The organism is Leptolyngbya sp. O-77 (genome assembly GCF_001548395.1).
In the GTDB taxonomy this organism is placed as follows: domain Bacteria; phylum Cyanobacteriota; class Cyanobacteriia; order Elainellales; family Elainellaceae; genus Thermoleptolyngbya.
Window position 1 is genome coordinate 4,587,855 of the sequence record NZ_AP017367.1, and the last position, 24,222, is coordinate 4,612,076.

22 protein-coding genes are annotated in these 24,222 nt (G+C 55.9%); 7 read left to right on the forward strand and 15 right to left on the reverse strand.

What is annotated here, in order from left to right; translation table 11 throughout:
- Positions 1–2 precede the first annotated feature (2 nt).
- From uraD to O77CONTIG1_RS19340, 6 genes are all read right to left on the reverse strand, one after another.
- Positions 3–479, reverse strand: coding sequence for a 2-oxo-4-hydroxy-4-carboxy-5-ureidoimidazoline decarboxylase (uraD, locus tag O77CONTIG1_RS19320; RefSeq protein WP_084782852.1), 477 nt, complete (start codon positions 477–479; stop codon positions 3–5).
- A gap of 189 nt (positions 480–668) precedes the next feature.
- Positions 669–1,634: a GNAT family N-acetyltransferase gene (locus O77CONTIG1_RS19325; protein ID WP_172799728.1), complete on the reverse strand. Its 966-nt coding sequence runs from the start codon at positions 1,632–1,634 to the stop codon at positions 669–671.
- Positions 1,635–1,776: 142 nt separating this feature from the next.
- Complete coding sequence (locus O77CONTIG1_RS19330; protein WP_068513999.1) at positions 1,777–2,031, reverse strand: hypothetical protein; 255 nt, start codon at positions 2,029–2,031, stop codon at positions 1,777–1,779.
- A gap of 403 nt (positions 2,032–2,434) precedes the next feature.
- The gene (locus O77CONTIG1_RS24895) at positions 2,435–2,584 is read right to left on the reverse strand and encodes a hypothetical protein (RefSeq protein WP_156435486.1); all 150 of its coding nucleotides are present in this window, start codon (positions 2,582–2,584) and stop codon (positions 2,435–2,437) included.
- 332 nt (positions 2,585–2,916) lie between these two features.
- A complete protein-coding gene (locus O77CONTIG1_RS19335; RefSeq protein ID WP_225894623.1) occupies positions 2,917–3,462 on the reverse strand; it encodes a hypothetical protein in 546 nt (181 codons plus the stop codon).
- Between the two features lie 60 nt (positions 3,463–3,522).
- Complete coding sequence (locus tag O77CONTIG1_RS19340; RefSeq protein ID WP_068514002.1) at positions 3,523–4,338, reverse strand: hypothetical protein; 816 nt, start codon at positions 4,336–4,338, stop codon at positions 3,523–3,525.
- Positions 4,339–4,548: 210 nt separating this feature from the next.
- On the opposite strand from O77CONTIG1_RS19340, the gene eat reads away from it, so the two are divergent.
- A complete protein-coding gene (gene eat, locus O77CONTIG1_RS19345; RefSeq protein ID WP_084782853.1) occupies positions 4,549–6,087 on the forward strand; it encodes an ethanolamine permease in 1,539 nt (512 codons plus the stop codon).
- A 77-nt stretch (positions 6,088–6,164) separates the two neighbouring features.
- On the opposite strand, the gene O77CONTIG1_RS19350 is transcribed toward eat, so the two are convergent.
- The 6 genes from O77CONTIG1_RS19350 to O77CONTIG1_RS19375 form a co-directional block, all read right to left on the reverse strand.
- Complete coding sequence (locus tag O77CONTIG1_RS19350) at positions 6,165–7,463, reverse strand: adenylate/guanylate cyclase domain-containing protein (RefSeq protein ID WP_068514005.1); 1,299 nt, start codon at positions 7,461–7,463, stop codon at positions 6,165–6,167.
- A 199-nt stretch (positions 7,464–7,662) separates the two neighbouring features.
- Positions 7,663–8,205, reverse strand: coding sequence for a cofactor assembly of complex C subunit B (locus O77CONTIG1_RS19355; protein ID WP_068514007.1), 543 nt, complete (start codon positions 8,203–8,205; stop codon positions 7,663–7,665).
- Positions 8,206–8,568: 363 nt separating this feature from the next.
- Positions 8,569–8,943: a PadR family transcriptional regulator gene (locus O77CONTIG1_RS19360; protein WP_068514009.1), complete on the reverse strand. Its 375-nt coding sequence runs from the start codon at positions 8,941–8,943 to the stop codon at positions 8,569–8,571.
- A 596-nt stretch (positions 8,944–9,539) separates the two neighbouring features.
- The gene (locus tag O77CONTIG1_RS19365) at positions 9,540–10,214 is read right to left on the reverse strand and encodes a response regulator (protein WP_317134145.1); all 675 of its coding nucleotides are present in this window, start codon (positions 10,212–10,214) and stop codon (positions 9,540–9,542) included.
- Between the two features lie 94 nt (positions 10,215–10,308).
- On the reverse strand, positions 10,309–11,763 hold the full coding sequence (locus O77CONTIG1_RS19370) for a di-heme oxidoredictase family protein (RefSeq protein WP_068516839.1): 1,455 nt from the start codon (positions 11,761–11,763) through the stop codon (positions 10,309–10,311).
- A gap of 8 nt (positions 11,764–11,771) precedes the next feature.
- On the reverse strand, positions 11,772–13,112 hold the full coding sequence (locus O77CONTIG1_RS19375; RefSeq protein ID WP_225894624.1) for an imelysin family protein: 1,341 nt from the start codon (positions 13,110–13,112) through the stop codon (positions 11,772–11,774).
- 142 nt (positions 13,113–13,254) lie between these two features.
- Here O77CONTIG1_RS19375 and O77CONTIG1_RS19380 point away from each other — a divergent pair, with 142 nt between their 5' ends.
- Positions 13,255–13,953, forward strand: coding sequence for a Fe2+-dependent dioxygenase (locus O77CONTIG1_RS19380; protein ID WP_068514011.1), 699 nt, complete (start codon positions 13,255–13,257; stop codon positions 13,951–13,953).
- 50 nt (positions 13,954–14,003) lie between these two features.
- Here O77CONTIG1_RS19380 and O77CONTIG1_RS19385 read toward each other — a convergent pair whose 3' ends face one another.
- Positions 14,004–15,056, reverse strand: coding sequence for a Fe(3+) ABC transporter substrate-binding protein (locus O77CONTIG1_RS19385; RefSeq protein ID WP_068514014.1), 1,053 nt, complete (start codon positions 15,054–15,056; stop codon positions 14,004–14,006).
- A gap of 574 nt (positions 15,057–15,630) precedes the next feature.
- Between O77CONTIG1_RS19385 and O77CONTIG1_RS19390 the strand changes: the two genes are divergently transcribed.
- From O77CONTIG1_RS19390 to O77CONTIG1_RS19405, 4 genes are all read left to right on the forward strand, one after another.
- Positions 15,631–16,551 (forward strand): hypothetical protein, encoded by a 921-nt coding sequence (locus O77CONTIG1_RS19390; protein ID WP_068514017.1) that lies wholly within the window; start codon positions 15,631–15,633, stop codon positions 16,549–16,551.
- 211 nt (positions 16,552–16,762) lie between these two features.
- The gene (locus O77CONTIG1_RS19395; protein WP_068514023.1) at positions 16,763–17,218 is read left to right on the forward strand and encodes a cupin domain-containing protein; all 456 of its coding nucleotides are present in this window, start codon (positions 16,763–16,765) and stop codon (positions 17,216–17,218) included.
- A gap of 219 nt (positions 17,219–17,437) precedes the next feature.
- A complete protein-coding gene (locus O77CONTIG1_RS19400) occupies positions 17,438–18,610 on the forward strand; it encodes a sensor histidine kinase (RefSeq protein WP_068514027.1) in 1,173 nt (390 codons plus the stop codon).
- 205 nt (positions 18,611–18,815) lie between these two features.
- Entirely contained in the window at positions 18,816–20,564 is a 1,749-nt protein-coding gene (locus tag O77CONTIG1_RS19405; RefSeq protein WP_068514030.1) for an EAL domain-containing protein, read from the forward strand.
- Positions 20,565–20,962: 398 nt separating this feature from the next.
- Here O77CONTIG1_RS19405 and crtR read toward each other — a convergent pair whose 3' ends face one another.
- On the reverse strand, positions 20,963–21,979 hold the full coding sequence (gene crtR / locus O77CONTIG1_RS19410; RefSeq protein WP_084782855.1) for a beta-carotene hydroxylase: 1,017 nt from the start codon (positions 21,977–21,979) through the stop codon (positions 20,963–20,965).
- 837 nt (positions 21,980–22,816) lie between these two features.
- Here crtR and phoU point away from each other — a divergent pair.
- Positions 22,817–23,470 carry a phosphate signaling complex protein PhoU gene (gene phoU / locus O77CONTIG1_RS19415; protein ID WP_068514033.1) on the forward strand — a complete coding sequence of 218 codons (654 nt, stop codon included), beginning with the start codon at positions 22,817–22,819 and terminating at the stop codon, positions 23,468–23,470.
- Positions 23,471–23,648: 178 nt separating this feature from the next.
- Here phoU and O77CONTIG1_RS19420 read toward each other — a convergent pair whose 3' ends face one another.
- Positions 23,649–23,951 carry a hypothetical protein gene (locus tag O77CONTIG1_RS19420; protein WP_068514036.1) on the reverse strand — a complete coding sequence of 101 codons (303 nt, stop codon included), beginning with the start codon at positions 23,949–23,951 and terminating at the stop codon, positions 23,649–23,651.
- Positions 23,952–24,222: the final 271 nt, after the last annotated feature.

The following is a 24,222-nucleotide window of genomic DNA, read 5'->3' on the forward strand; positions in this document are numbered from 1 at the left end:
GTTCACGCTTCTGCACTAAGCGTCGCATCCAGGCGAAAGCGGGCGATTTTGAACACTTCCTGGAGGGCAGTTTGCCGTTCGGATTCGCGGGAGTTTTGCAGCCGTTCCTCAAACGCGGCGAGAATGCTGGCTTTGGTGTGCGATCGCACGGCAATGATAAACGGAAAGCCAAACCGCTCAGTATAGGCCTGATTAAGCTGGTGAAAGCGGCTATATTCCTCCGGCAAGAGGCGATCTAGCCCCGCGCTTGCCTGCTCTTGCACCGAGGCATCCGCCATCGCCGCACGACTGCCCAAATCGGGGTGCGCCCGCAGCAGCGCCAGTTGCGCGTCGTCGCTGTCTGCCTGCACCACTGCCACCATCGCCCGATGCAATGCCTCTACAGAGTCAAACGGGCGCTGATGCCACACCGCAGCGGCGATCGCCGGAGTGTTTTCAAAAATTTCGCCCAGCGCTACCACAAAAGCATCCTGGGACATAGCGTTGAGGTCAGACAAAGACGGCATCGGGAAATGTAGAGTCAGGGCAGTGCGATGGTAGCACTGTTTGGGAGTGTTGGAGTGTTGGAGTGTTGGAGTGTTGGAGTGTTGGAGTGTTGGAGAAAGCTACCCATTACCCCGTCACCCCGTCACCCCGTCACCCCGTCACCCCGTCACCCCGTCACCCCGTCACCCCATCCCCTTCACATAACTCACTCTTGCAAACTGGGGTGCAAACCCAACCGAGTGATAGAGATCGTAAGCGGCGTTGGGGTTTTGGGTGTCTACGCCCAGCAGCGCCGTGTCCATGCCTTCAGCCTTTAGCTGGTGCAGACCGGAAAGCAAGAGCGATCGCCCCAGCCCCATCCGCCGAAAGCCCCGACGAGTACCCAGCGAGCCGATCCAGCCTTCGCGGCGGTCAAAGTGGGCGTTGGTATGGGTGCTGATGTAGCAACTGCAAAATCCTGCCAGTGTGCCGTCAGGCGCGACGGCCATCAGGTCTAGGTCGGGTCGATAGTCGGCTTCGGCAAGCCAGTGTTCATACACCTCCACCGTCAGCGGGTGAAAGCCCCAGTGATCGATAAAGGTCTGGTTGTACAGAGCCACCCAGTCTTGGGCAGGCACGCGGCGGATGTTGTCGATGATTTGAAACCCGTCGGGCAGTTGCACGGAGGAAATCGGGTCGAGGAGCGATCGCGCTTCGGTGAGAAAGCGGCGCTCGTACCTGAACCCGTTGCGTTCAAACAAGGCGAGGCGATCGCTCTCTGTGTCACGGCAGTGGACATAGAGCCTGGTGGGCAGGCTGCGGGCGCTGCCGATCTGGAGCAGGCGGCTTTCGCCCCAGCGCAACATATCGGGTTCCAATTGGCCGCGCCAGTCGGGATGCACCCGCAGCGACAAATGCCCGTCGAGGATGCCGTCGATTGGCTCTTTTGAACCCCAAAGGGACGCAATGCCCACGAGTTGTCCTGTTGGGTCTTCCCACAGGCGGCGATCGCGCTCTGGGTCAAAGTCGGGGCTGGTGGCATCATGGGCCAGTTCTTCGGCAGTAAAGAAATACTCGCGGTAGGTCGCGGCTTCGCAAAGGTTGAGAAAATCTGCAATGCGCTGATAGTCAGCGGCGGTGCTGACTGAGCGCTCGACTAAAGTCATCATGTCAAAAACTCCGGGCGAGGATGGATAAAACGCCATCTATCCAGCAGCTTTGTTTTGGGCAAAAAACAGTCAGAAATGATGCTTTTGAGCTTGTTTAAATGCACGCATATGGCACATAAAAGATCACGCTAAAAAGCAAGCCTTAGAACAGTCGCCGCTGCTGATAGTGACTGGCTCTGGATCGGTTCATCAGCTCTCTCGTATGAATATGTTGCTGATGCTCTAGCTGATGCGTTTGTGGGTCGAGTGCTGCGTCGGATTGGGCGGGCGCAGCGGGCGATTCGCGAAGGGATCGCTTCGCGAATCGCCCCCGTTGGGCTTTGTCTTGTGGCGGCAGAGCCACATCGGGCGCGTCTGCCGAAATCGAAGCAGGCAAAGGTTGAGATTCGCGAAACATCGTCGTTGCACCTCCGGCTTGAAAAATTCTGTAAAAATCGCGTGAAATCGTGAGAAAACCGCGCAGTGCAACTCACGCTGTCCACTACGCCCTCTCAGCCCGTAAAGGTCATGGGTGTTTTAATGCTACGAAAACTACAATATACTACAAGCCTGGGTCGCACTATCCCCCGATCGGGTAAGTTGCCCTTGCTAAGCCTGCAACGCTACCCGCCGCGCCATTCTCAAAAATCGGCAGCAAAAATCGGCAGCAAAAATCGGGTTCCAAGAGTGCCGCAGTTGCGACCCAGCTCAGAACCCGACTTGGACGGTTTATTCAAAATGGTCTATTCGAGCGAATCTGTTTAGCAGGTCTGTCGATATTGCCTATCAGTAAAGCGGCCTCAGGAAGAAAGCCTGACGAATCAGGCGGAACCCCGTCGCTTCAAGGAGGCAATCATTTGCTGCTTGACCGCACCAGCCCACTCGTCAAAGTTGAAATCTTCGGCCGGAGGGGTTGCAGGCACTTTGGGAGACAGCGGTTGCTTGGTGTCTTTGAGGTTTTGGCGGGCCATAAGGATCTCCAGCGATAGCGATGTTAAATGAAATTACCAAAGGGGAAAGTTCTATGCCTGTATCCGCAGGATGATCTGTAGCTATAGATACAGAACTTTTCTTCCATCATAACCCTATGCTGCCCAGCGGGTCACTGCTTCTAGCTTCCCAAATCTTCAAATACCCCAAATTCCCCCGACCAGGTGACTCCACGCCCCGCAGTGGCTGAACGTTGGCTGAACTTTCTTCGGCAGCTTGGCGGAGGGCGATCGCCCTGATTCCCCGCCAGCCATCACAGCCGAGGCTCTAAGGCATCCATTCACCCACAGCCGTTCAGCTTTTTAGAACCAACCTAAAACCGATTGAAAAAATGCCGCAGCCGCACCTTGCTGGAAATGTAAGGCGGAAACTGGTAATGCTCTGCCAGCAGCCAGGCGACCATCAACAGGTGGGCGGCAAACGTAATGCTGACCCAGACCACCGGAAACCAGGACCAGGGGCTACCGGGCAGCGGTGGAAAGGTGTAGGACGACAGCCAGACTATCCCCGTAGGCAGCACCACTAGCACCACCGCCACCAGCCAAACAAAGGTAGTGAGGTTGGGGTCCGTTTGATAAGCAGATTGCCAGTTCCAGCCTGTCCAGCGCCAGACCATTGGCTGCACGCTATCTGCCACCTGCACTGACTGATCCGCCAGATTTGCTGTAAAAATATGCCGACAGAAGTTGCAGGCGAAGGCATCCATCAGCGTCAGCCCGGTGATTTCACCGTGACGGCAAACCGGACAGGTGTATCGATCGCCAAAATCCAGCAGTCGAGATCGAGAGTTGGCCTGTTGGGAGCTAGCAGGCGATCGCTTGGAATGTTCGCTCTGTGGGGGGTTTAGACCTGGCATCATAAACGGACACTCCTGGCGACAGGCCGCGTGTCTGGTGGCCTTTAACGATAGCTCACTTCTCTAACGATAGCTAACTAGCGTGCTGCGATCGCCCACTGTGCGAACGATCTCTTGTCCATTGTGTTCCAAAATCACGCGGGGTTCCTGACCGTTCATTTCCACCCGCTTGATTAACACGGTGCCGCCTGCGAGGCGATCGCCCACCGAGGCATAGCGGCTGCCTTCTCCCGGCACTTCGACAATAATGCTGTAGCGGCCGCCCATTTGCAGCGCTCCGGTAATCTGGATGCTCTGAGGCACGCTGACGGGCGGCGCGGTGGGCACAGGCAGAACGGGCGGCGCAGCAGCCACAGCAACGGCGGGCGGCGCAGCAGGTACGGGCACCAGCGCCGGCAATTCGGGCAGAGACTGGGGCTGGGGCACTTCAGCAATCGGGCGATCCTCCGGCGGCACAGGTGGAATGGCAGGCTGGCGAATCACCACGGGCGTTGCGTCCAGCGAGGCAAACGGGTCGCTGCGGCCGGCGCTGACCTGGGGCAGGCGACTGGGCACGGTCGTAGATGAGATCAGTCCGGCGGCCAGTTGACCCGGCGGCAAGGGCTTGTCTGCGGCGGCACCGGGAGCTGCGGGCACGGTGGGCGATGCAAACATTTCAGCGGAAGTTCCAGCGGGCGTTGTGACTTCGGGTGCTGCTGCGATGGGCGATTCGGCGATGGTTTCTGCTGCCGGGTCTGGGTTGGCCGCTTCTGGTGTAGACCCGCCGCAGCTTGTGACGAGCAGCCCCAGGCAGCCTGCGATCGCCACCACAACGCGACCTTGCTGAGTCGCCCTCTGTCGAGTTTTAGGAGAAACCGGGTTCGGAAACTGTTTGCTCATTGCCGAGTCATTCCTCACAATCGCCCACTTGGCTTGAAAATTTATAACTCCCAAGCATAGCGCCGATTTCTCTGGGGCGATCGCCTGAATTATGAAGAATTCCAGGATGCTTGCGTTTGCAGATCCTGGTTTTCGCAATATCGCCGCGAACTCGCGCCGCCCCCGCTTGTGTGGTATTAAATCGCTGTTGGCAAGTTTTGCGAGGCGAGGATGGCAGGTCAAATTCCAACCGATCGAAACACAGGACGCATCGCCGACGAGGGCGTGCTGGATGCCTGGGTGAGCTATGAACCCGTTGAGGCGGCCTATTTTGAAAAGCGCCAACTCCGCCGCAATGTCGGCTGGGGGCTGCTGTGGGCGCTGGGCGTGGGTGCGGTGATTTCGGGCAATTTTTCGGGATGGAATTTTGGGCTGGCGGCGGGCGGCTTTGGCGGCATGGCGATCGCCACGCTGCTCACGGCCATCCTCTACATCTGCCTGGTCTACACGATTTCGGAGCTGTCTGCGGCGCTGCCCCACGCAGGCGGCTTCTATTCCTTTGTGCGCCATGCCTTTGGGCCGCTGGGCGGCTTCCTTTCCGGCATCACCGATTTGATCGAGTACCTGATTACGCCAGCGCTGATTGCGTTTTTCATCGGCGCGTATCTGAACAGCCTGTTTCCCGCCGTGCCGCCGCCCATCTGGTGGCTGCTGTTTTACGCCATATTTGTCGGCATTAATATCCTGGGTGTTGAACCCAGCCTTAAGGTGGGGCTGGTGTTTACGGTGATCGCCCTGGCGGTGCTGGTGGACTTCTACCTGGGCGCTATGCTGAGCGGCAAGTTTCAGCCGGGGTTGTTGCTAAACATCGCCCCCACCGAGGGAAATCCTGCCTGGTTGCCCAATGGGGTCAGCGGCATTTTTGGCGCAATTCCCTACGCGATTTGGTTCTTTTTGGCGATTGAGCAGTTGCCCCTGTCGGCAGAGGAAGCGACCGACTCTCGCCGCGACATTCCCCGCGCCCTGCTGTGGGGCATTGCGACGCTGCTGGGCGTTTCGCTGCTGACGCTGGTGCTGAACTCCGGCGTGCCCGCAACCCTCGTCACCGCAGACACCAACGAAACCTTTGTCGGCGCAGCGGCGATCGCCCGCACCACTGCCCCCCTGGCCGACGGACTGCGGGCCGTGTTTGGCGAAGGCACAGTGGCGACGCGCACGCTCACCTTTTTGGCGCTGGCGGGGCTAGTCGCCAGCTTCCATGCTGTCATCTATGCCTATAGCCGTTCTTTGTTTGCCCTGTCGCGGGCGGGCTACTTGCCCCGCTGGATTTCCGTCACTAGCCGCTACAAAACTCCGGCGATCGCCCTGCTGGTGGGCGCGGCGGTGGGGCTGTTCTGTATCGGGCTGATTGAACTGGCGGGTCAGGCCATCGGCCCGGCGCTATTGAATATGGTCGTCTTTGGCGCGGTGCTGTCCTATATTCTGGTCTTTGCCAGCTATCTCAAGCTCAAGCGCGATCGCCCAGAACTCTATCGCCCCTACCTCAGCCCGCTGGGGTCGGCGGGCGCATGGGTGGGGCTGGTGCTGTCGGTTGTGGCGCTGGCGGCCAGCCTCGCCGATCCAAGCTATCGCCCCGGCATTCGGGGGGTGCTAGTGGTAATCGCCATCCTGCTGGCTTATTTTTTCCTCTATTCGCGCCGCAGGCTGGTGTCTCGTGCCCCAGAGGAGGAAACGGCGCTGCTGCTGCGGGTGCTGCATGAATTGCGATGAGAGCGGTTTTAGATTTTGGATTGGCGATTTTGGATTTTGGATTTCTGAAATCACCAATCTAAAATCCAAAATCGATGTTAATCGGCGCGGCGCAGGAGCAGGTAGGTTTTCATTTGCCCTTTGCCCTTCACGTAAATCGTGCCACGCTCTTTGAATTCGTAGCGATCGCACAGCCGAACATACACCGCCTCCGTCACCTGGATCATGCCCGGAAGCCCCTGCGACTCCATGCGGCTGGCGGTGTTCACGGTGTCGCCCCAGAGATCGTAGATAAATTTTTTCACGCCGATCACGCCCGCTACGACGGGGCCCGTGTTGATGCCGATCCGCATATTAAACGGCGTGTTGTTTGGCGTTTGAAATTGGGCGATCGCCCGCTGCATGTCCAGCGCCATATTGGCGATCGCCTCCAGATGGTCTTCCCGCTCGATGGGCAGCCCGCCCACCACCATGTAAGAATCGCCAATGGTTTTGATTTTCTCCAGTCCGTGCTGCTCTGCCAGCAGGTCAAATTTGGAAAAAACCTGATTCAGCAGCCGCACCATCTCCTCCGGCGGCACGCCCGCCGACAACTCCGTAAACCCGACAATATCGGCAAATAGCACCGTCACTTCTGGAAAATGCTCGGCGATTGTCTGCTGGTTTTGCTTTAACTGCTTCGCCACCGACTCCGGCAAAATATTGAGCAGCAACCGCTCCGATTTTTCCTGCTCTGCCTCTAGCGCCTGCCGTGCGCGAAATTCTGCCCGTTGCAGCCGTTCATAGAGAAACACTGACAGGTTGCAAATCGCGCAAAACCAAAACAGATACAGCCACAGCGTCGCATCCCACATCGACCCCGCCGCTTCGCCTAATCCCAGCAGCGAGTTCACAATCAGGTAATAACCCAGCAGCCCTGCCTGGGCCATCAGGTGCAACGGCCAGCGCATGGGCAGCAGCGTCGCCTGCACCAAAAACACCAGCGTCCAGGCAAACACGCCGGGAAATGCCACGCCTCGCAGCGTTGCCCAAATCTGCTCGATCAGCGTGATCGACCAGGAACAGCCCAAAAAAATCAGCGCTGGATAGCGCCGCCCGATCTTGCCCCGATGGAGAATCAGGCATAGCACCAGCCCTAGTAAGGATGCACCCGCCATCGCAAACCAGCTTGGCGGAACCGTACTGCGATTGACCAAAACCAAAAGCACCCGCAGCAGAATAAACGTGAGATAAGCCAGAATCCCAATTCGCAGCGACAAACTCAGCCGTCGCCGCATAAAGCTCTGCTGCCACTCCAGATAGGCGGGATCTTCGTTGCCAAGGTCTGAGGGGAAGAGGGCTTCCCGAAATACGCTGGGCAGTTGGTGGAGGCGTTGAGTCAGCGACGAAAGGTTCACAGAACGCGGCTGGGGGAGAGGAGGTTCGGGGGGACGGAGACTCAACAAAAACTTAATGAGTATTGGCAGATGAGTATTGGCAGTAGGTGGGCAGCCAAATCGCAGACGCTTAAATGGCGCTTAATACAGACGCTTAAATCACAGACGCTTAACTGTAAAGGCTGATCCCAGTTCAGTTTGGATGAGTGATTCGCTTGAGCTATTCGTTCAGTGGCATCAGCCGCAGGGCTTGCTGAAATTCAGCTAGTTCGTCACGATGCCCAGTCACCACCAGCAGCGGCCCACGAATTTCAAGAGCGGCATCAGGGGTCAGATCGGCAATTTTTAGCGACACCTGCTCGGGTCGGGTAGATCGTTTCCAGTAGAATACCCCCGCCAGCGGAGCCAACAGCACCAATCCTAAAAATAGGTTGCCAACCGTGGGAAACAAAAACGAGAAGACAAGGGACAGGCACAGTAGCCCTACCGCAGCGAGAACCGAAAGAAAAATAGCCAGAAATGTGCTGGCGCGAACCAGTCCCTCATAGGTCACTTGGTTCTGGGCGGCATCCACGGCGGCGATGCGATAAGCCCGCTGGGTGAAGTATTGCTGGATGGCTTCGAGTAGGTCTTCCTCTGGGCGATCGCCCACCAGCCTTGCAACCTCAATCCGATCTTTGGTCGAAGCCCGAATAAAGAACAATAAACCTATTGCGAGTAATACGGTCAGCAGTGCAGTAGACGACAAGACCGGAAGTTCCATACACCTTAGCCAGGTTCTCTCTTGAAGGACATTGCTGTGGGGGTTAGATCCGCCCCCTTTAATGTACGAAAGATTGTGCCCTGATGGGTGATTTGGCCACAGTTCGCAGTCGGGGTCGAGTGGCTAAGAGTCAAAACAATGGCAAAAGCAGAGTAGCCGTCTGTGCAGCCACTCTGCAATCATTCTCGCAACCAGGCGGAATGCATAGGAAATCTCAGGTAAAAATCGTAGGGGTAATGATGATTGCTTAATTAAGACATAGGCTGAACGAGATCAATCAATTCATCATCAATCAATTCATCGTCAATCAACCTATCAGCCCCTACACAGCGATGGGATGCTCTGCTGAATTAGTCGGATGAATTAGTCGGATACGCCCACAGGAACGGTGGCATTGTTCTGGGTGTAGCTTTCCCACAGGCGGGACAGTTCCTCAGCGCGATCACGCCATTCGGGGGTAATTTGATACATCCGACGAGGACGACCGCGGCCTTCCACCTTCTTCCAATAGCCGATCACGGCGGCTCCATCTTCCAGAAACTTGAGGGCGCTATAGAGTACCGTATCCGACAGCCGATAGGCAGGATATTCCGTCTCTAGCAGGCTAATGAGCTCCGTGCCGTAGGAGTCCTGCTTGAGCAGCACAGACAGCACGTAGCACACCGCCAATTCCTTGTTCAGGTAGAACGGTGGCGGATTCTTGAAGAACTTGTAGATTTCGTCGAGTGTGGTTGTCATAAGGCTCAGCCCAATCACGCAAAACTAAAGGTTGTGGACAACTCTCCTGAGAGAGCCTAGAAAATACGTCGGAAGAGTGAAGTCTCAACAAGAGAGACACAGTTGGAAGTACGCTTGCCTTTGCCAATGCGCTCCAGGAACTCAAAGCACGTCGCCTGCCGAAATTACAGGCACAGACAAAGACCACAGAAGGGAAGACGGATGAGGGCGATCGCAGTTTGCCCATTGTTGTAGCCAACATTTAAGTAGACAGCGTTTAATCCTCAGACAGTTCCAAAAAACCTGCTTTAGTGTCACAAGTTTATCGGCAATATCCACAGGGCGGCTGTACTCAAAGTGACTCAGTACAATCTCATCTGCGACCCCAATCATCGACTGGAACAAAAACACAGTCCTCGCTGATAAAGCATGGAGCCATTTTGTGTAGGCAGATTGCGAGGTCTGCATACCGATGATTCTAGCCAGCCAGACAAAAATTGGCCCTCATTCTCTGGAGGTATTTGCTCTCAAGAGCAAGTATCTGGATATTGGATCTTAGTATCATAAGACGACATCCTGCAATCGGGTGATTTCAGAAATCTTAAGTATCAAATTTGCTACACCAGACCAGCCCTAAGAGCCACGACCGCGGCCTGCACGCGATCATCTACCGCAAGCTTGTTCATAATGCCGCGTACATGGGTTTTCACGGTGTTAGGGCTGAGGTAGAGCGCAGTGGCGATTTCAGGATTGCTCCGCCCTTCGACCATCAGCTTTAGCACTTCTAGCTCCCGCTGAGAGAGCTGCCCAACGGCGATCGCATCTGCGGCACTGGTGGGCGATTTGAGGTGATCCATCACCAGTCGGGCGACTAGTGGGTCGAGATAGCTGGCTCCCTCCCGTGCCGCCTCAATGGCTGCTAGCAGGCGCTCGACGGTCGTTCCCTTGACGCAATAGGCATCGGCCCCAGCTGACAGGGCCGCGATCACCTCATTTTCGGTGGTGTGAGATGTGAGCATGACAACTCGCACCTCAGGCAGAGATTCTTTGATCTTTTGCGTTGCGGCAATGCCGTCCATGCGGGGCAGCCCGATGTCCATTACCACGATATCGGGCTTGAGCTTCAGGGTTTCTTCTACTGCAAAATAGCCGTCATCAGCCCGACCCACGACCTGGATGCCCGGTTGGTTGCTCAAAGACTGCTCCAACCCAAGCTGCATCATGGGGTCGTCTTCCACGATTAAAACCCGCACCAGTGTTTGATTTGATGCTTGACTTGAGGCTTCACTCACACTGACTTCCTCCCTCAATCGCCAGATTTCTATGCCAGATTCCCAGACTAAGGCTATGACAGGCGGATATCCCTGTATCAGTAGTCTAGCGGCCTTAGAGCGAATTAAGGAACTTTAATAGTGCAGTGCGATCGCCCTCTGGCATAGTTCTAAATGCCTCGCGAGCGGATGCTGCCTCGCCCCCATGCCATAGGATAGCTTCTGCTAGCGTGCGGGCGCGACCATCGTGCAAATAGCCAGAATAGGGCAAAACGGTTTGCACCAGCCCAATGCCCCACAGCGGCGGCGTGCGCCACTCCTGCCCGGTTGCCCGAAAATCGGGACGATGGTCGGCCAGCCCTTCGCCCAGATCGTGCAGCAGCAAGTCGGTGTAGGGATGGATAGTCTGGTTTTGTAGCGCTGGAATTTCGTGCGGCCCAGTGTTTAGCGTTGGCACATGGCAGCCCGCACAATTCGCTGCATTAAACAGGCGCTCTCCTTGCAGCACCTGGGGATCTTGGCGTTGCGTGGGTGCAGGCACTGCCAGCGTTTGCACGTAAACCGTATTGGCCTTCAGCGTATCGGCATCAACCTCGTAGGAGCCATCAGGTTCCGGAAACAGGGGATTCGTCACGCCCATATCGTTGATATAGGCAGAGGCCCCTTGCTGAAGCAGGGTGGGATTGTTAGCCTTCCAGCCAAAGCGTCCCAGTTTCTCGCTGTGTTGTTCCACATCCCACACGAAATTCGGGCGGCCTGAAATGCCGTCTTGATTGGCATCTTCGGGATCGGCGAGCGCCAAAATTTCTGCCTCAGGGACGGCTTCTAGCAAACCTGTGCCAAATACGGGCGATGGGATGCGGGGCGACACGAGGATCTGTGACGGCAGGGGATCGCCGCTGGGCAACGTGATGTCGAACTGGGGCGATCGCAGCGAGTAGGGCGTTCCGTCGGCATAGGTTCCTGGTTGCTCTTGCCAGCGCAGTTTGACCTGCGCTTCGGGCAGGTAGCCATAGACTGCCTGATCCTGGATTTGTGTGCCAATGCCTGGCACGGGCGGCGCATTGCCCAGGCTGACCGAGGCCTCCAGGTGAGCATTGGCTTGCAGCACAGGTGCAGCCTCAGTCGGAGTGGACAGCACAGCTTCCGGCGAATCGAGCAAGCCCTGACGAGGCAGGCTGACTCGCAGCAAAAGCTGTCCAGGAACGGGCATTCCCCGCCCATCTCGAATGTGACATCCGGCGCAGGACGTGTTGTTAAACAAGGGGCCCAGTCCGCCATTGACCGGGGCCGGCGGCGTGACAAAGGCCGCTTCAAAGTGGCGATCGCCCACTTGATGCAGCGCTAGCCACTCGCGGCTGAGGTTGGGCGCAGGTTGGGAATAGCCCTGAGAAGTGCGGTTTTGAATCGTGGTATCACCACCCGCCAGGATCAGGGGCGACTGGGCCCAGCCCGTACCATGCAGCAGCAGCGAGGCCAGCACGCCTGCAATGGCAGAAAGGAGGGCGATCGCCCCAAATTGTCTTCTGGCGCGACGCAACCCAGCAATACGAGCTATTAAACGAGCCATCACTCTAATCACTCCTGCACCAGTGGCATAATCCACTGCTCAAACACGCCCCGCAGCGTCAGCAGCGAATCCCGCGCCGCTGCAATTCGGGGCTTTGCAGCCGGGTCACAGAGGGTTGTTTCGATAGGGCCAGGAATCGCCTTGACGGCTGATTCTGCGGCCAGCAGATATTGCCGCACCTGAGCATCCAGGGCTGGATCAATGCTGGCGACATAGCGGCTGAGGCTGTGGCGACCGGGGCGGCTGGCGCTGCCTGCAAAATAGGTCAACTCTACGCTGCGGAGGTTTTGATAAAAATCCTGAAGCGAACTGTGGCTAAAGCGGCTTTCCAGCAAGAAGGGATTTTGAGCATCCAGGGCCTCGCCAATTTTGACCGCGCCCAACTCATCCAGAATATCGATGATGCCCTGCACCAGTTCGGTTGCCGCCGCCTGGGGCGTGGGATACGCAGTGCTGCGATCGCCCGCCTCCACAAACTCTTTGCGATAGGCCGGATAGCCCTCTACGCCCTCGGCCCAGCTTGCCAACAGGTTCTCGGCTGTGGCTGCAAAATCCGCCCCAATCAACTGCAAATATTCCAACTCGCGGGGTGTGAAATCTGCCAGTCGCTTGTCGTTATTCCGCCCAAACAGCAAAAACTCAATGGTATGAAAGCCTTTTTGAGACGTTTGCAGTGTTTCCAAATAGTCAGGCGTAAGGGCATCCTGACTTTGCAAAACGGCAATCACGTCTACCTCATTCACGGGCCAGTCATCCAGGCCAGCGTCGTAACCCAGCGATGCCGCCGGGCCAAAGGCAAACGCTTCGCTGCTTTCCCAGGGCAAACGAGCCGCCAGCCAAGCTTGTCGGGCGGTCTGCAAGTTTGCCTGGGTGGGGCGAGCAGCAAACTCGGCGATCGCCCGATTCAGCCGTTGGGCAGCGCTGGTCAACTCGCCATAGGTGGGCAGCAGCACAGCATCCACGAAACTGGCAAGTACCTGGCGATCGCCAAAGGTCGAGCCTGGAACGGCTGCTGCACCATACACTCGCACCGGGCTGCTCACGGGCTGCACCGCTCCCGATTCGCCGCCTTCACCACCCCCCTCCACAGCAATTGCGGCGCAAAAGCCGACCGACTGGGGTGAAGCTCCCTCACCGCCTTCGCCCCCTTCACCGCCCGCCTGAGCCACACTCAAGGGAGCCGGGGCAACAGGATGGGGCTGCGTAGCGCTCGGGCGATCGCCCGTGCTAACTGCTTCTGGGATAGGGTCAGCGATCGCCTGGGTGCTAGCCTGTGTAATGACAAATGCACCAATGCCGACCCAAAGCTTCATCCGTCCGTTCATATCTCGATTCGTAAGGGCTTTCAACGGAGTAACTCCTATGTCATCTTCAAAAAAGGAGCAAAGATATCCTGAAATCGTTCTTCTGGGTTTATGCTCCAATGCTCAAACTGCAATCGCGCTGGCTTGCCCAACCTTGACCCCACCTTGACCTGTCTGCTGCACTGCCATGATCCTTTGCCTTGATGCCGTATTGACCGCTGAAGAGCTACAAACCATCTCTACTGCGTTGCAGTCAGCTTCTTTTGCAGATGGGAAAACGACTGCTGGCTGGTATGCCAAACAGGTCAAGCACAATACTCAACTCGAAGCGGGAAAAATTGCAGAAACCGTGCGATCGCTCATTTTGGCAGCATTACGGCGCAACGCCCTGTTTCAAATGGCCGCCTATCCGAAAGTCATTCGTCCGCCGCTGATCAGCCGCTATGAAGCTGGCATGAGCTACGGCACGCACGTAGACAATGCCCTGATGGGTGGGAGCGCCCTTTTATCCGGTGATTCTCAACAAACAGACCTGATGCGAACGGATCTGTCACTTACGCTATTTCTCAACTCGCCAGACGATTATGACGGTGGAGAACTGGTCATCGAAGATACGCTGGGGCATCACCCGTTTAAGCTGCCAGCAGGCGCAATGGTGCTATATCCCGCCACCACGCTGCACCGGGTAGAACCTGTAACACGCGGTGTGCGGCTAGTCGCTGTAACCTGGGTGCAAAGCCTGGTCAGAGATGCGGGCGATCGCGAGCTGCTGTTTGAGCTAGATACCGCCCGCCAATCCCTGTTTCGGCAGCATGGCAAAACGCCCGAATTTGACCAGATTACGAAATGCCACGCCAACCTGCTGCGCCGCTGGGTCGAGATCTGATGAAAGGCTAAAGAAACGGTTCAATTCCTCCAGCCCCACCAGCGCTGGCACTATTTCCAGCCGCCCCGATCCATAATCCGCAGTGCCTCGGCGTTGTTGCGCCCAAAGATCGCCGCATTTAGCTCGTCTTCCTTAAAAGAGCCAAAGCCCTCCACCACAGAATCAAGCGCCACACCAGACAGCACCGGATACTCGTTATTGCCCTTGGCAAAAATCTCCTGAGCCTGGCGACTGGCCAAATGCTCAATGAAACGCACCGCAGCTTCGCGGTTCTTCGCGTTTTTCAGCACGCCCGCGCCGCTGATATTGATATGGGTGCCGCGATCGCGCTGGTTGGGGAAGAAAATACCCACCTTATTCACCACGTCCTGGTCGGCAGGGTCGGTGGATTTCACCAGACGGGCAAAGTAATAGGTGTTGGCGATCGCAATGTCGCCCAGCCCCGCTGCAACTGCCTTGATCTGAGCCGTGTCGTTGCCTTCTGGCGGACGGGCAAAGTTTGCCACCAGCCCCCGCACCCAGGACTCAGTTTCCCGCGGGCCGTGGACATGCAGAATTGACCCCGTAAGCGACTGGCTATAGACATTGGTCGAAGAGCGCGTCAACACCTTGCCGCGCCACTTAGCGTTGGTTAGGTCTTCGTAAGTGGAAAGATCAGCCGGATTCACACGCTCCTTGCTGTAGTACAAAACTCGCGCTCGCTTGCTCAGCCCAAACCAATGGCCGTCTGGCTCTCGCAGATAGCTGGGAATTGCTGCTTCTAGCGTCCTCGACCGAATGGGCTGCAAAATACCTTCCTGCTGCGCTCGCCAGAGCCGGCCTGCGTCTACCGTAAGCAGAACATCCGCCGGGCTATTTGCGCCTTCGCTCTTGATGCGCTCGATCAGTTGGTCAGCCTCGGCTTCAACCAAATTGACCCGAAAGCCCGTCGCCTCAGCAAAGCTCTGGTAGAGGCTGTCATCGGTGTCATAGTGGCGAGATGAGTAAAGATTTACAACGCCTCGGCTTTGTTGGGCTGTGGCACGGCGACCCAGTTGCCCAACGGTCGTGGCGGCCAAGGCACTACCAGTGGCGATAAACACTCGCCGGGTCATTTTTCCCATAGGAATCTTCACTCCTGAAATTTGAAGAGATTAAAACAAAAGCGATGCAGGCTGTGAGGGAGAAGCAGGCTGTTACAAGGACAGCCCCAGTAGCTAGCTGTTTTGACCGGCCATAGCCAGCTTTCCCGGATTAGGTTTCGGCTACTGTGCCGCCGTTGAACGATAGGCGCAGCCAAAACCAATGTGTATTGTACCCTTAGTGCTATAAATTCTCAATTGATCTTTAAGGCTATGTCTGCTAAATGAATCTTATTCTAGAAGGAAACACCCTGTAAGCTTAGAACAAAAAGCCCTAAATAATTGTTCTGTCAAGGATCAAACAGGCATGATTTAGAAAAAACTTCTAAAATTTAGCGATTAGCTCCTATAGCAAGCCATAAAGATTATCATTAATTGGATCATTAAATTGGCATCCTCCGTTTTGATTGGGTGTCTTATGCGGTTCTCTGAGTCCACCTGCGATCGCCAGTAGAGCCTCTTTTGCACCTGCTTTTGCACCTGCAAAGACCCCTGCAAAGGTTTTGTTGTGCCTCCCTGTCGCGCCTATCTACCGTCTGTGTCTGTCACTTTTCCCATGCCTAAAGCCCGCACCCAGCGCGATATGCCAGCACTGATGCAGGCTCTATTTCGCCCGTGGCTGCTGATGTCGCTGGTGCTGCATACAGTAGTGCTGGTTCTGCCGCTGCTGCCGGGAGACTCTGGAGCCGATCCATCTCAATCCTTAGAATCGGACAACTCAGCGCCTGACCCGCCAGAGTTTTCGATTGCCCTATCGCCTACGCCAGCGAGGACTCCGGCGACTACTCCACCAGTGGCTCCACCGTCCCCCCCGCCTATCGCAACGCCTGCGCCCCTGCCCAGATCCGAACGGGCTGTCGTGCCCCGCCCGACAACAGTGTTACGACCGCCCGCCGCAGTGCGACCGCCCGCACCAGCCCCAACGCCCACGCTATCGCCCCAGCCAACTCCAACTCCGGCTGCTAGCTCTGCGCCCCCCGCCGCTTTGCCCGCACCGACCACCGCACCGACCACCGCACCGACCGCCACACCTACCCCCAGCCCGACGCTAGTGCCAATGTCCAGCCCCGAAGCATTGCCAGAGGTTGAGGAGTTGCCCAGCCCGATTCGCTACGCAAGCTTTCCCCATCCAGCAGGAGCGAGCAATGACTGCAGCGGGTTTCTGAACTGCTGGCGGCTCTCGGATGCAGACGGGCGACCAGTGCGGGCGATCGCCCGCGATCTGCAAGCCACGCTCCAGACCCAGGGCTATCAAACCCAACAGTTGGAACCCGCTGACGATACGGGTTCTAGCCTGTATCGAGTAACTCCTCCTGACGAACCGCCCTACTATGTCAACGTCATTTCCACGTTTAACCAGGGCACGGTGTATTTGCTGACCGATGAACCGATGACCGCTGCTGAAATCGCCAACGTGCGGGAGGGGCGCACTCCCATCCCCGAAGCCTCCGATGCGCCGCAGCCCCCGACCAACTGAAATCCTCCCTTCGGGTGATTCCACCGTTGCAATGAGACAGGCAGTATAGGGGATACCTTCCTCTCTTGCATGAGCCTTGCTACTCATGCTCCACATCCCCAGGTGCTTTTCAGCCCTTGCCTGAGAAGTGTCTGGGCTTTCCATTCTTACCAAATCAATCGCTTCAACCTAAACTCGCGTCCCTCAAACTTGCACCCCCCAACTTCCACCCATGCACATCGACCCTGAGCAGGTTCCTGCAAAAACTGGAACCGTCTATCCAGAGCCGTTTAAGGCGCGGCTGGCAGGTCGCATCAAGCGCCGCTTGGGAGATGCGGCTGGGCTAAAAAACTTCGGGGTGAACCTGGTGACGCTAGAGCCGGGGGCGATGTCGGCGCTGCGCCACTGGCATCAGCGCCAGGATGAGTTTGTATATGTGCTGGCGGGCGAGGTGGTGCTGATGACCGACGCGGGTGAACAAGTGCTGAAGGCAGGCATGGCGGCGGGGTTTCCGGCAGGTGAAGCAAATGGGCATCATTTGGTGAACCGCTCGACGGCCCCGGCCACGTATCTCGAAGTGGGCGATCGCACGCCAGACGACGAAATTACCTATCCAGAGGATGATCTGGTCGCTGGAGCAGGAGAGGCAGGCTGGGTGTTTTTCCATAAGGATGGACAGCCCTACTGATCCTCTCCGTCAACTGTCTGAGCTAGTTCAGAGGGGCGATCGCCGCCTTCCTGGGGAGAAACAGAGCTAAACGGCTAACTGGATTTGTCCAATATCTTTTGGTTATGTAGCTTAGCAATCTTGCATTTAGTTGCGCGATATACTTCTACAGCAAGTTTTTAGCAAGTTCTGGGGAACACTGGTAGTGACAATTTATTTTTATTTCTCGGCTGGTTCCCTGTGCAAGCTGATTTACCAAACTCTCTATTTCAAACGCTGCAAGATCCGGATGCTCGGTGCAATCTGCTGCAATCGGTCGTGCTTCATGCCAACGATTCGATTGTGATTACCGAGGCAGAACCGCTCGATGCGCCCGGCCCGCAAATTGTGTTTGTCAATGAGGCCTTTTGTAGAATGACGGGCTATCGCCCTGAAGAGGTGATTGGCAAAACGCCACGCATCTTGCAGGGGCCCAAGACCGATCGGGCCGCCCTTGCCCGCTTAAAGGACTCGCTGCGGCGGTGGCAGCCCGTCCTGGTGGAACTGCTGAACTATCGCAAAGACGGCAGCGAGTTTTGGGTTGAAATTAGCCTCGTGCCGGTGGCCAATGCCGACGGCTGGTACACTCACTGGATTGCAATTCAGCGGGAGACGAGCGATCGCAAAGCGACTGGAAGCAGACTGCTGAAAACGCTGCAAAAAGAGCGAGAACTCAACGACCTGCGATCGCACTTTGTCACCATGACATCCCACGAGTTTCGCACGCCGCTGACGGCGATTTTGACGGCGGCAGAAATGCTGGAATACTACGGTCGTCACTGGACAGAGGACGATCGGCTAGAGCAACTGCGGCTGATCCAGGTGATGGTGCATCGCCTGACGCAAATGCTAGACCATATGCTGCTGCTACATCGGGCAGATGCTGGCGACCTGAAACCTGCACCCGTTTGGTTTGACCCAGAAGCCTTTTGCAAGGCGCTGGTAAGTGAATGTCAGGCGGAGAGCAATCACAGTCATCACTGGAAAATCCTTAACCACTTGACCGAGCAAAGGGTTTACCTGGATCAAACGCTGCTGCGGCAGGTGTTGCTCAGTGTGTTGTCAAATGCGGTCAAATATTCCCCTGCCTATAGTTGCATCACGCTAGAAATGAGCGATCGCCCTGGAGAGATAGAGTTTTGTATCCGAGATGAGGGCATTGGGCTAGATCCGCAAGACCAGCCCCGACTAGGCGACCTGTTCTATCGCGGCAGCAATGTTGGCACAATTCCCGGTGCTGGGTTGGGGCTGGCAATCACCAAACGCTGTCTGGATCTGTGCGGTGGCAAAATTCGCTTTGAAAATTTGCCTGAGCGAGGAATTCAGGTGGCGATCGCCTTGCCCTGCCCCAAAGCATCACAATCCAGTTCATAAAGCGTTAAAAAGCCTGAAATTTGGGCCCCCTAATTTGGGCATCCTAAGAAGAGTCCCAGTTCGTGCTGGGCCGGCATTTTACCATTCTTTGCTCTAGCCCTCTCTGCAATTCAGAGGTGGCCTTTGTTAGGTGTGCAATTCGTCCGTAACTCGTTCATAATCCCCCCACACAACTCCAAGCTATTTGTATTTCGCCTCCAAGTTTATGGCCAAAATTTTAGTCATCGAGGATGACTTGACGATCCGCACGGCGCTGCTCAAAATGCTGAGTGCAGAAAATTACGAGGCGATCGCCGCCCCAGAAGGTCAAACCGGGTTAAACCTGGCCAAGGCACACCAGCCAGACTTGATCCTGTGCGACATCATGATGCCTGGTTGCGATGGCTATGAGGTGCTGACCCAGCTCCAGCAAAATCCTGCAACGGCGGGCATTCCGTTTATCTTCCTCACGGCCAAGGCAGACCGTCAGGACATCCGCCAGGGCATGGCGATGGGCGCAGACGACTATCTCACCAAGCCTTTTACCCGACAAGAGTTGATCGAGGCGATCGCCACGCGGCTGAGCAAACACGCCAGCATCAAGCAACCCTATATTGAGGAAATGAAGCAGGCCGTCGATCGGCTTAACCAGATTGCCTATCGCGACCCCGCGACCCAACTCGCCAACCGCATCCTGTTTCACCATCGCCTTCAGGAGCATCTGGAATCGGCAAAGGGGTTGGTGGCGCTGCTGCTGCTCAAGCTCAACGCCACGATGCCCGACGGCACGCCGCTGGACGAGGCAATGACAGAAACCCTGGCCGCAGTAATGACAGAAACCCTGGCCGCGGTGATGTCAGGCCGCTTGCGTAAGGCAATTCCCCAAGAAGCGGCGATCGCCCGGCTAAATAGCAACACCTTTGGCGTGTTTCAGTCCGTTGCCCACCGCCGCGATGCTGCCACGCTAGCCCAAACCCTGCTCAGCAGCCTGAATGAACCCTGCTTGATCGATAACTACACCCTGCATCCCAAGCTTTGCATTGGCATTACCCTCGCCCTCGACAACGGAGTCACTGCCAGTGAGATAACCGAACACGCCCGGCTGGCGGTGCAAACGGCCCATCGGCAGCCCAGCCGCTACCAGTTTTATAGCCTGGAAGTGGATGCCCGGAACAGGCAGCGGGTTTGGGTGCTTCAGCATCTCGAAAAGGCGATCGCAGAGGAGGAACTGTACCTGCTCTACCAACCGCAGGTAAACCTGATCAGCGGCCGCATCATCGGCGCAGAGGCGCTGCTGCGCTGGCAGCACCCGGATGTGGGAACGGTACACCCAGCCCAATTTCTTGCGGTTGCAGAAGAAACGGATTGGATCGAGAAAATTGGCGAGTGGGTACTGCAAACGGCCTGCGCCTGCGCCGTGCGGTGGAAAGAGGCCGGACATCCCAGCATGAAGCTGTCGGTCAACCTATCAGCGCGTCAGTTTCGCAAGCTCGACCTGCCAAGGGCGATCGCCCAGGCGACGACACAAACCGGGTTCGACCCGCAGCTTTTGGTGCTGGACATCACCGAGGCAACGTTACACGAAAATCGAGGGGTCGAAGGAAAAACCATGCAGGAACTTCAGCAATTAGGGGTTAACCTGGCCCTGGATGACTTTGGCACAGGTTATTCCTCGCTTTGTCATCTCCGACAACTGCCCCTCGACTGCGTGAAAATCGATCGCACCTTTGTCGCTGATTTGGGAGAACACGAGGAGGCGCTGTCTATTGCAAAAGCGATTGTGGCGATCGCCCAGGCTTTACAAACGCGGGCGATCGCTGAAGGGGTAGAAACCGACGCTCAGCTTAACCTGCTGCGGCAAATCGGCTGCTACGCCGCGCAGGGCATCCGCTTCAGTCCACCGCTCTCGGCTAGCGATCTTCAGCAATTGCTCCAAACCAACCCACGCCTATGGAAAAACGCGCAAGCAGTCTAGCGGAAATGGGTTAGCACCAGGTATAGCAATACGCAGGTTAGTGAGGACGTTCGTAATGAGGACTTAAGTCCTCACTAAGAGCCTCAATAGCAACTATGCCCGTCCTACATGTCCTAACCAAACAGTTAGCTGCTACAACACCTCAAAACCCTACGCAGCAGTACGTTATGGCTGTGCCTACAGTTTACAGTAGTCCTTAAAATCGCAGGGATGAGTCGCGAACCGCGCTACCCATCCCTATTCTCAAAATCACTGTCCTTCAAGCATTACTACAAGCATTACTAGAACTTAGGTTGGTAGTCAGCGCTTTAGCGCTGAAGCGCTGACTACGAGCCGAGGCATCACCCTAAAACTAAACCGTGACACTGCACTAGCCAGATTCGTCAACATCCAACCAGCTAGCGAGGCGTGATAACCAGGGGCGGACTTTCCGAAAGATCCTCACCTTCGCTCAGATCCCGATCCTGAGCGGAGTCAGTTAATACAGAGCCTCTGCCTTCAGGAGCCTTGGAAGCCTCACTGGCATGGGCTGCCCCATGATGAAACCGAATCCCCAAAAACAGGTCATACAAAAAGTTCAAGAAGTCCTTCGCCTTTAGCAGCCCGAGGGACTGGTGACAGCCCTTCGCATCCAGCAGCGGCCGAGTTGCATAATACGCCGCCTGGTAGTTATACCAAGGAATCGAGGGCCAGAGGTGATGAATCAGGTGATAGTTCTGCCCCATGATCAGCACATTCAGCAGCGCTCCAGGATAAACTCGCGCATTCTTCCAGCGGTTGCGCTCCTGAAACGGACGATGAGGCAGATAATCAAAGAACAAACCCAGCGCCAGCCCCACAACCAGAGCCGGGGAAAACCAAAAATTCATCAGATAGCTCAGAAACCCGTACTGCACTGCGTAATAGATCAGCAGCGCGACGGCAAGGCGGGCTAAAAACCACTCCAGAAGCTCGTACTTGCGCCAGAGCCTCCGCCTAAAGAAGAAAATCTCGTGATAGAAGAACCGCGCAGCAATTAGCCATAGCGGCCCACCCGTAGACACAAAATGGTCGGGGTCATTTTCTGGATCGTTTACGTTTGCATGGTGCTGCATATGCACTCGCGTAAAAACTGGGAACGAAAATCCCAGCATAAGAGCGCTGCCGTGGCCCAGCACAGCGTTCACTACGCGATTTCGATGTGCGACGTTGTGTGATGCATCGTGAATCACGGTTCCCACCAGGTGCAGCGCTACGACGTTTAGCACAAAGCACACCCACCCCAACCAATGCCAGCGCCAATACCCACAGACCGAAAGCGTTGCCAAAACCACTGCAAGCATAAAAATGAGCAGGGTTGGGTTGAATTTGCCGGGTGGGCCGAGAAGCTCTCTCGGGACGGTCGCGGTTGTCAGGGGCTTAACGGCCTCCGACATGATATATCCACTCCTCGATAAGTATCCTTCGGTAGTATAAGCCACCTAGACTCAAGAATGAAGTTTTGTGAAATCAGCTCATCTGATTCATAGGTTGATCGCTCATCGCACTCCTTAATACCTAGACCCGGCGAAGCAGTCTCGACAGATCTCTCGTTTTTTCAGTGACCCAGAGGAAGAAGCCAAAATAGTCCGAAAAGATCGCTCGAAAAGGTCGCCCGAAAAAACTGCCATTGGTATGACCGTCGGCTGCGCTGGGGGTCGCTTAACAATAACTCGCTTACCAGTAATTCGCTTAACAGTGGGTTGCTTGACACAGCATTTTCTGGCGGGGTGAGGCACGCACAGTCCTAACGAGGCAAACGCTTCTTGACTATCTACGGACCTCACTCGCTTCAAAAACGCTGTAGTGAGTTGCTTAATAGTTCCTAAGCTCAGTAGTTCCTAACATTCCATAGTTCTTAAACAGTTCTTAAACAGTGGGCTGACGTTTGGAGAGAACAGGAGGCGATCGCCCTTATTTTCCCACGGGTTTCCCCTGTCTCCCGATTAGCTCTGCCCCTCCAGTTACAACGTGTAAATTACTACGTGTAAATTGCAAAGCATAACGTAGTAGGGCGTTTACTGCTGCCTCAAAGCCTCATGCCATCAGGCTTGAGTGGTCGGCTGAGAAGCCGGAGCGCAACCATAGGGCTGGGCTGGTGTGCTACTAAACTGGCAGAACCTACGGGGATAGCTATACTGCTCTATTACAGGTGTCTATTACAAGTGAGTTCTCCCTCCATTTGGAAAAACAGGATCGATTAGTATTCGCCGATTAGAGGTTGGTCTGCGCCCTTGGATGTTTCAAAAACGACGCGAGCAAATTTTGAACGACAGATTCGCGGGCTACAGCGCGACGTGCTTCGCATGGGCGCCCTTGTAGAGCATTCCTGTCTGCTGGCCCGCAAGGCAATGTTTGAGCGCGATCTGGATGCCGCTCGACAGATCGCCATTCAAGACAAGCAAATCGACCAGTTCTATCGTCAGATTGAGCAGGATTGCGTCAAGCTGATGGCGCTTCAGTCGCCGGTCACACAAGACCTGAGGCTGCTGAGTGCGCTGATGCAACTGGTGCGAGATTTAGAGCGCATTGGCGACTATGCTAAAGATCTCGGTGAGGTGGCCATTAAGCTATTCCCCTACCCCACCCATCCGTGCATGGGGCAAATCCAGATCATGTCTGATCGGGCGAGGGCAATGCTGGCGATGAGCCTGGCGGCGCTGTCGAATCTAGATGCAGAGTCTGGGCTAGATGTAAAGCATCGAGATGATGCGGTGGATTCTGACTACGAAGAGGTGTATGACCTGCTAGCACACCAAACCAATGTGCAGGGTGTGATTGAACCCTATGTGCTGATGGTGCTGGCGATTCGCTATTTGGAGCGAATGGCAGATCACGCGACCAATATTGGCAAGCGGGTCGCCTATGTGGTGACAGGAAAACGCTGAACGCTCAACCCGCAAGCTTGTTGGATTGAGCAGTGCCCCAAGGCAGTGCCCAAAGGCAGAACCCAAAATTTGTTTGACACATGCGACTTGATGGGAAAGTATAAATACAATAGATGAAATGTGGAAAACAACGGAGTTTCTACTTTTGCATCTGTTCTCGTCCTGAGTGAGCGTGTGTTTAGAGCGCCAACGCCTTCCTTGCCCTGCGGTGGGTGATGTTGGCTCTGGGCATCTTTCGGGTAAACGCCTGAAGGGGTTTTCTTGGGCTGTTCTGGTGGCGACTGAGTGGATGTTTCATGCTAAGGGCGATCGCGCTCTTGGTCTGACTCCTGGTTTGTACCCAGTTTTGCACCCAGCCATCAAGGGGGCTGGAATCCTCTAGAACAGCGTGGGTAGCCTTAATCGGACTCGCAATCTGACTGGCTTCGGGCTGGCAATCGGACTGGCACTGCTGAAGCCGTTGCACAAGTAGTAGCCGCATCAGCAGCGATCGCTAAGCGGCAGTCTCTATACCTATCGCTCGGTCAATCAGCGTTGCTTTAGCGCCTGTATGGGCTGTTGCCGTTGCCAGCGCTGGACTGTGGGTGTCGCTTCTAGGTTGTGAATAGACTGCCAGACTGCAACCCCGTTTCACGGCGCGGGTAACGCAAGATGAAGAACGAAATGACCGCTAATCAGGCTTGAGAACTATCATTAACAGCGTTCGGTCGCGTTTGCTGCCGCAGCCGAGCGTTTTGCTTGGAACACCGAAG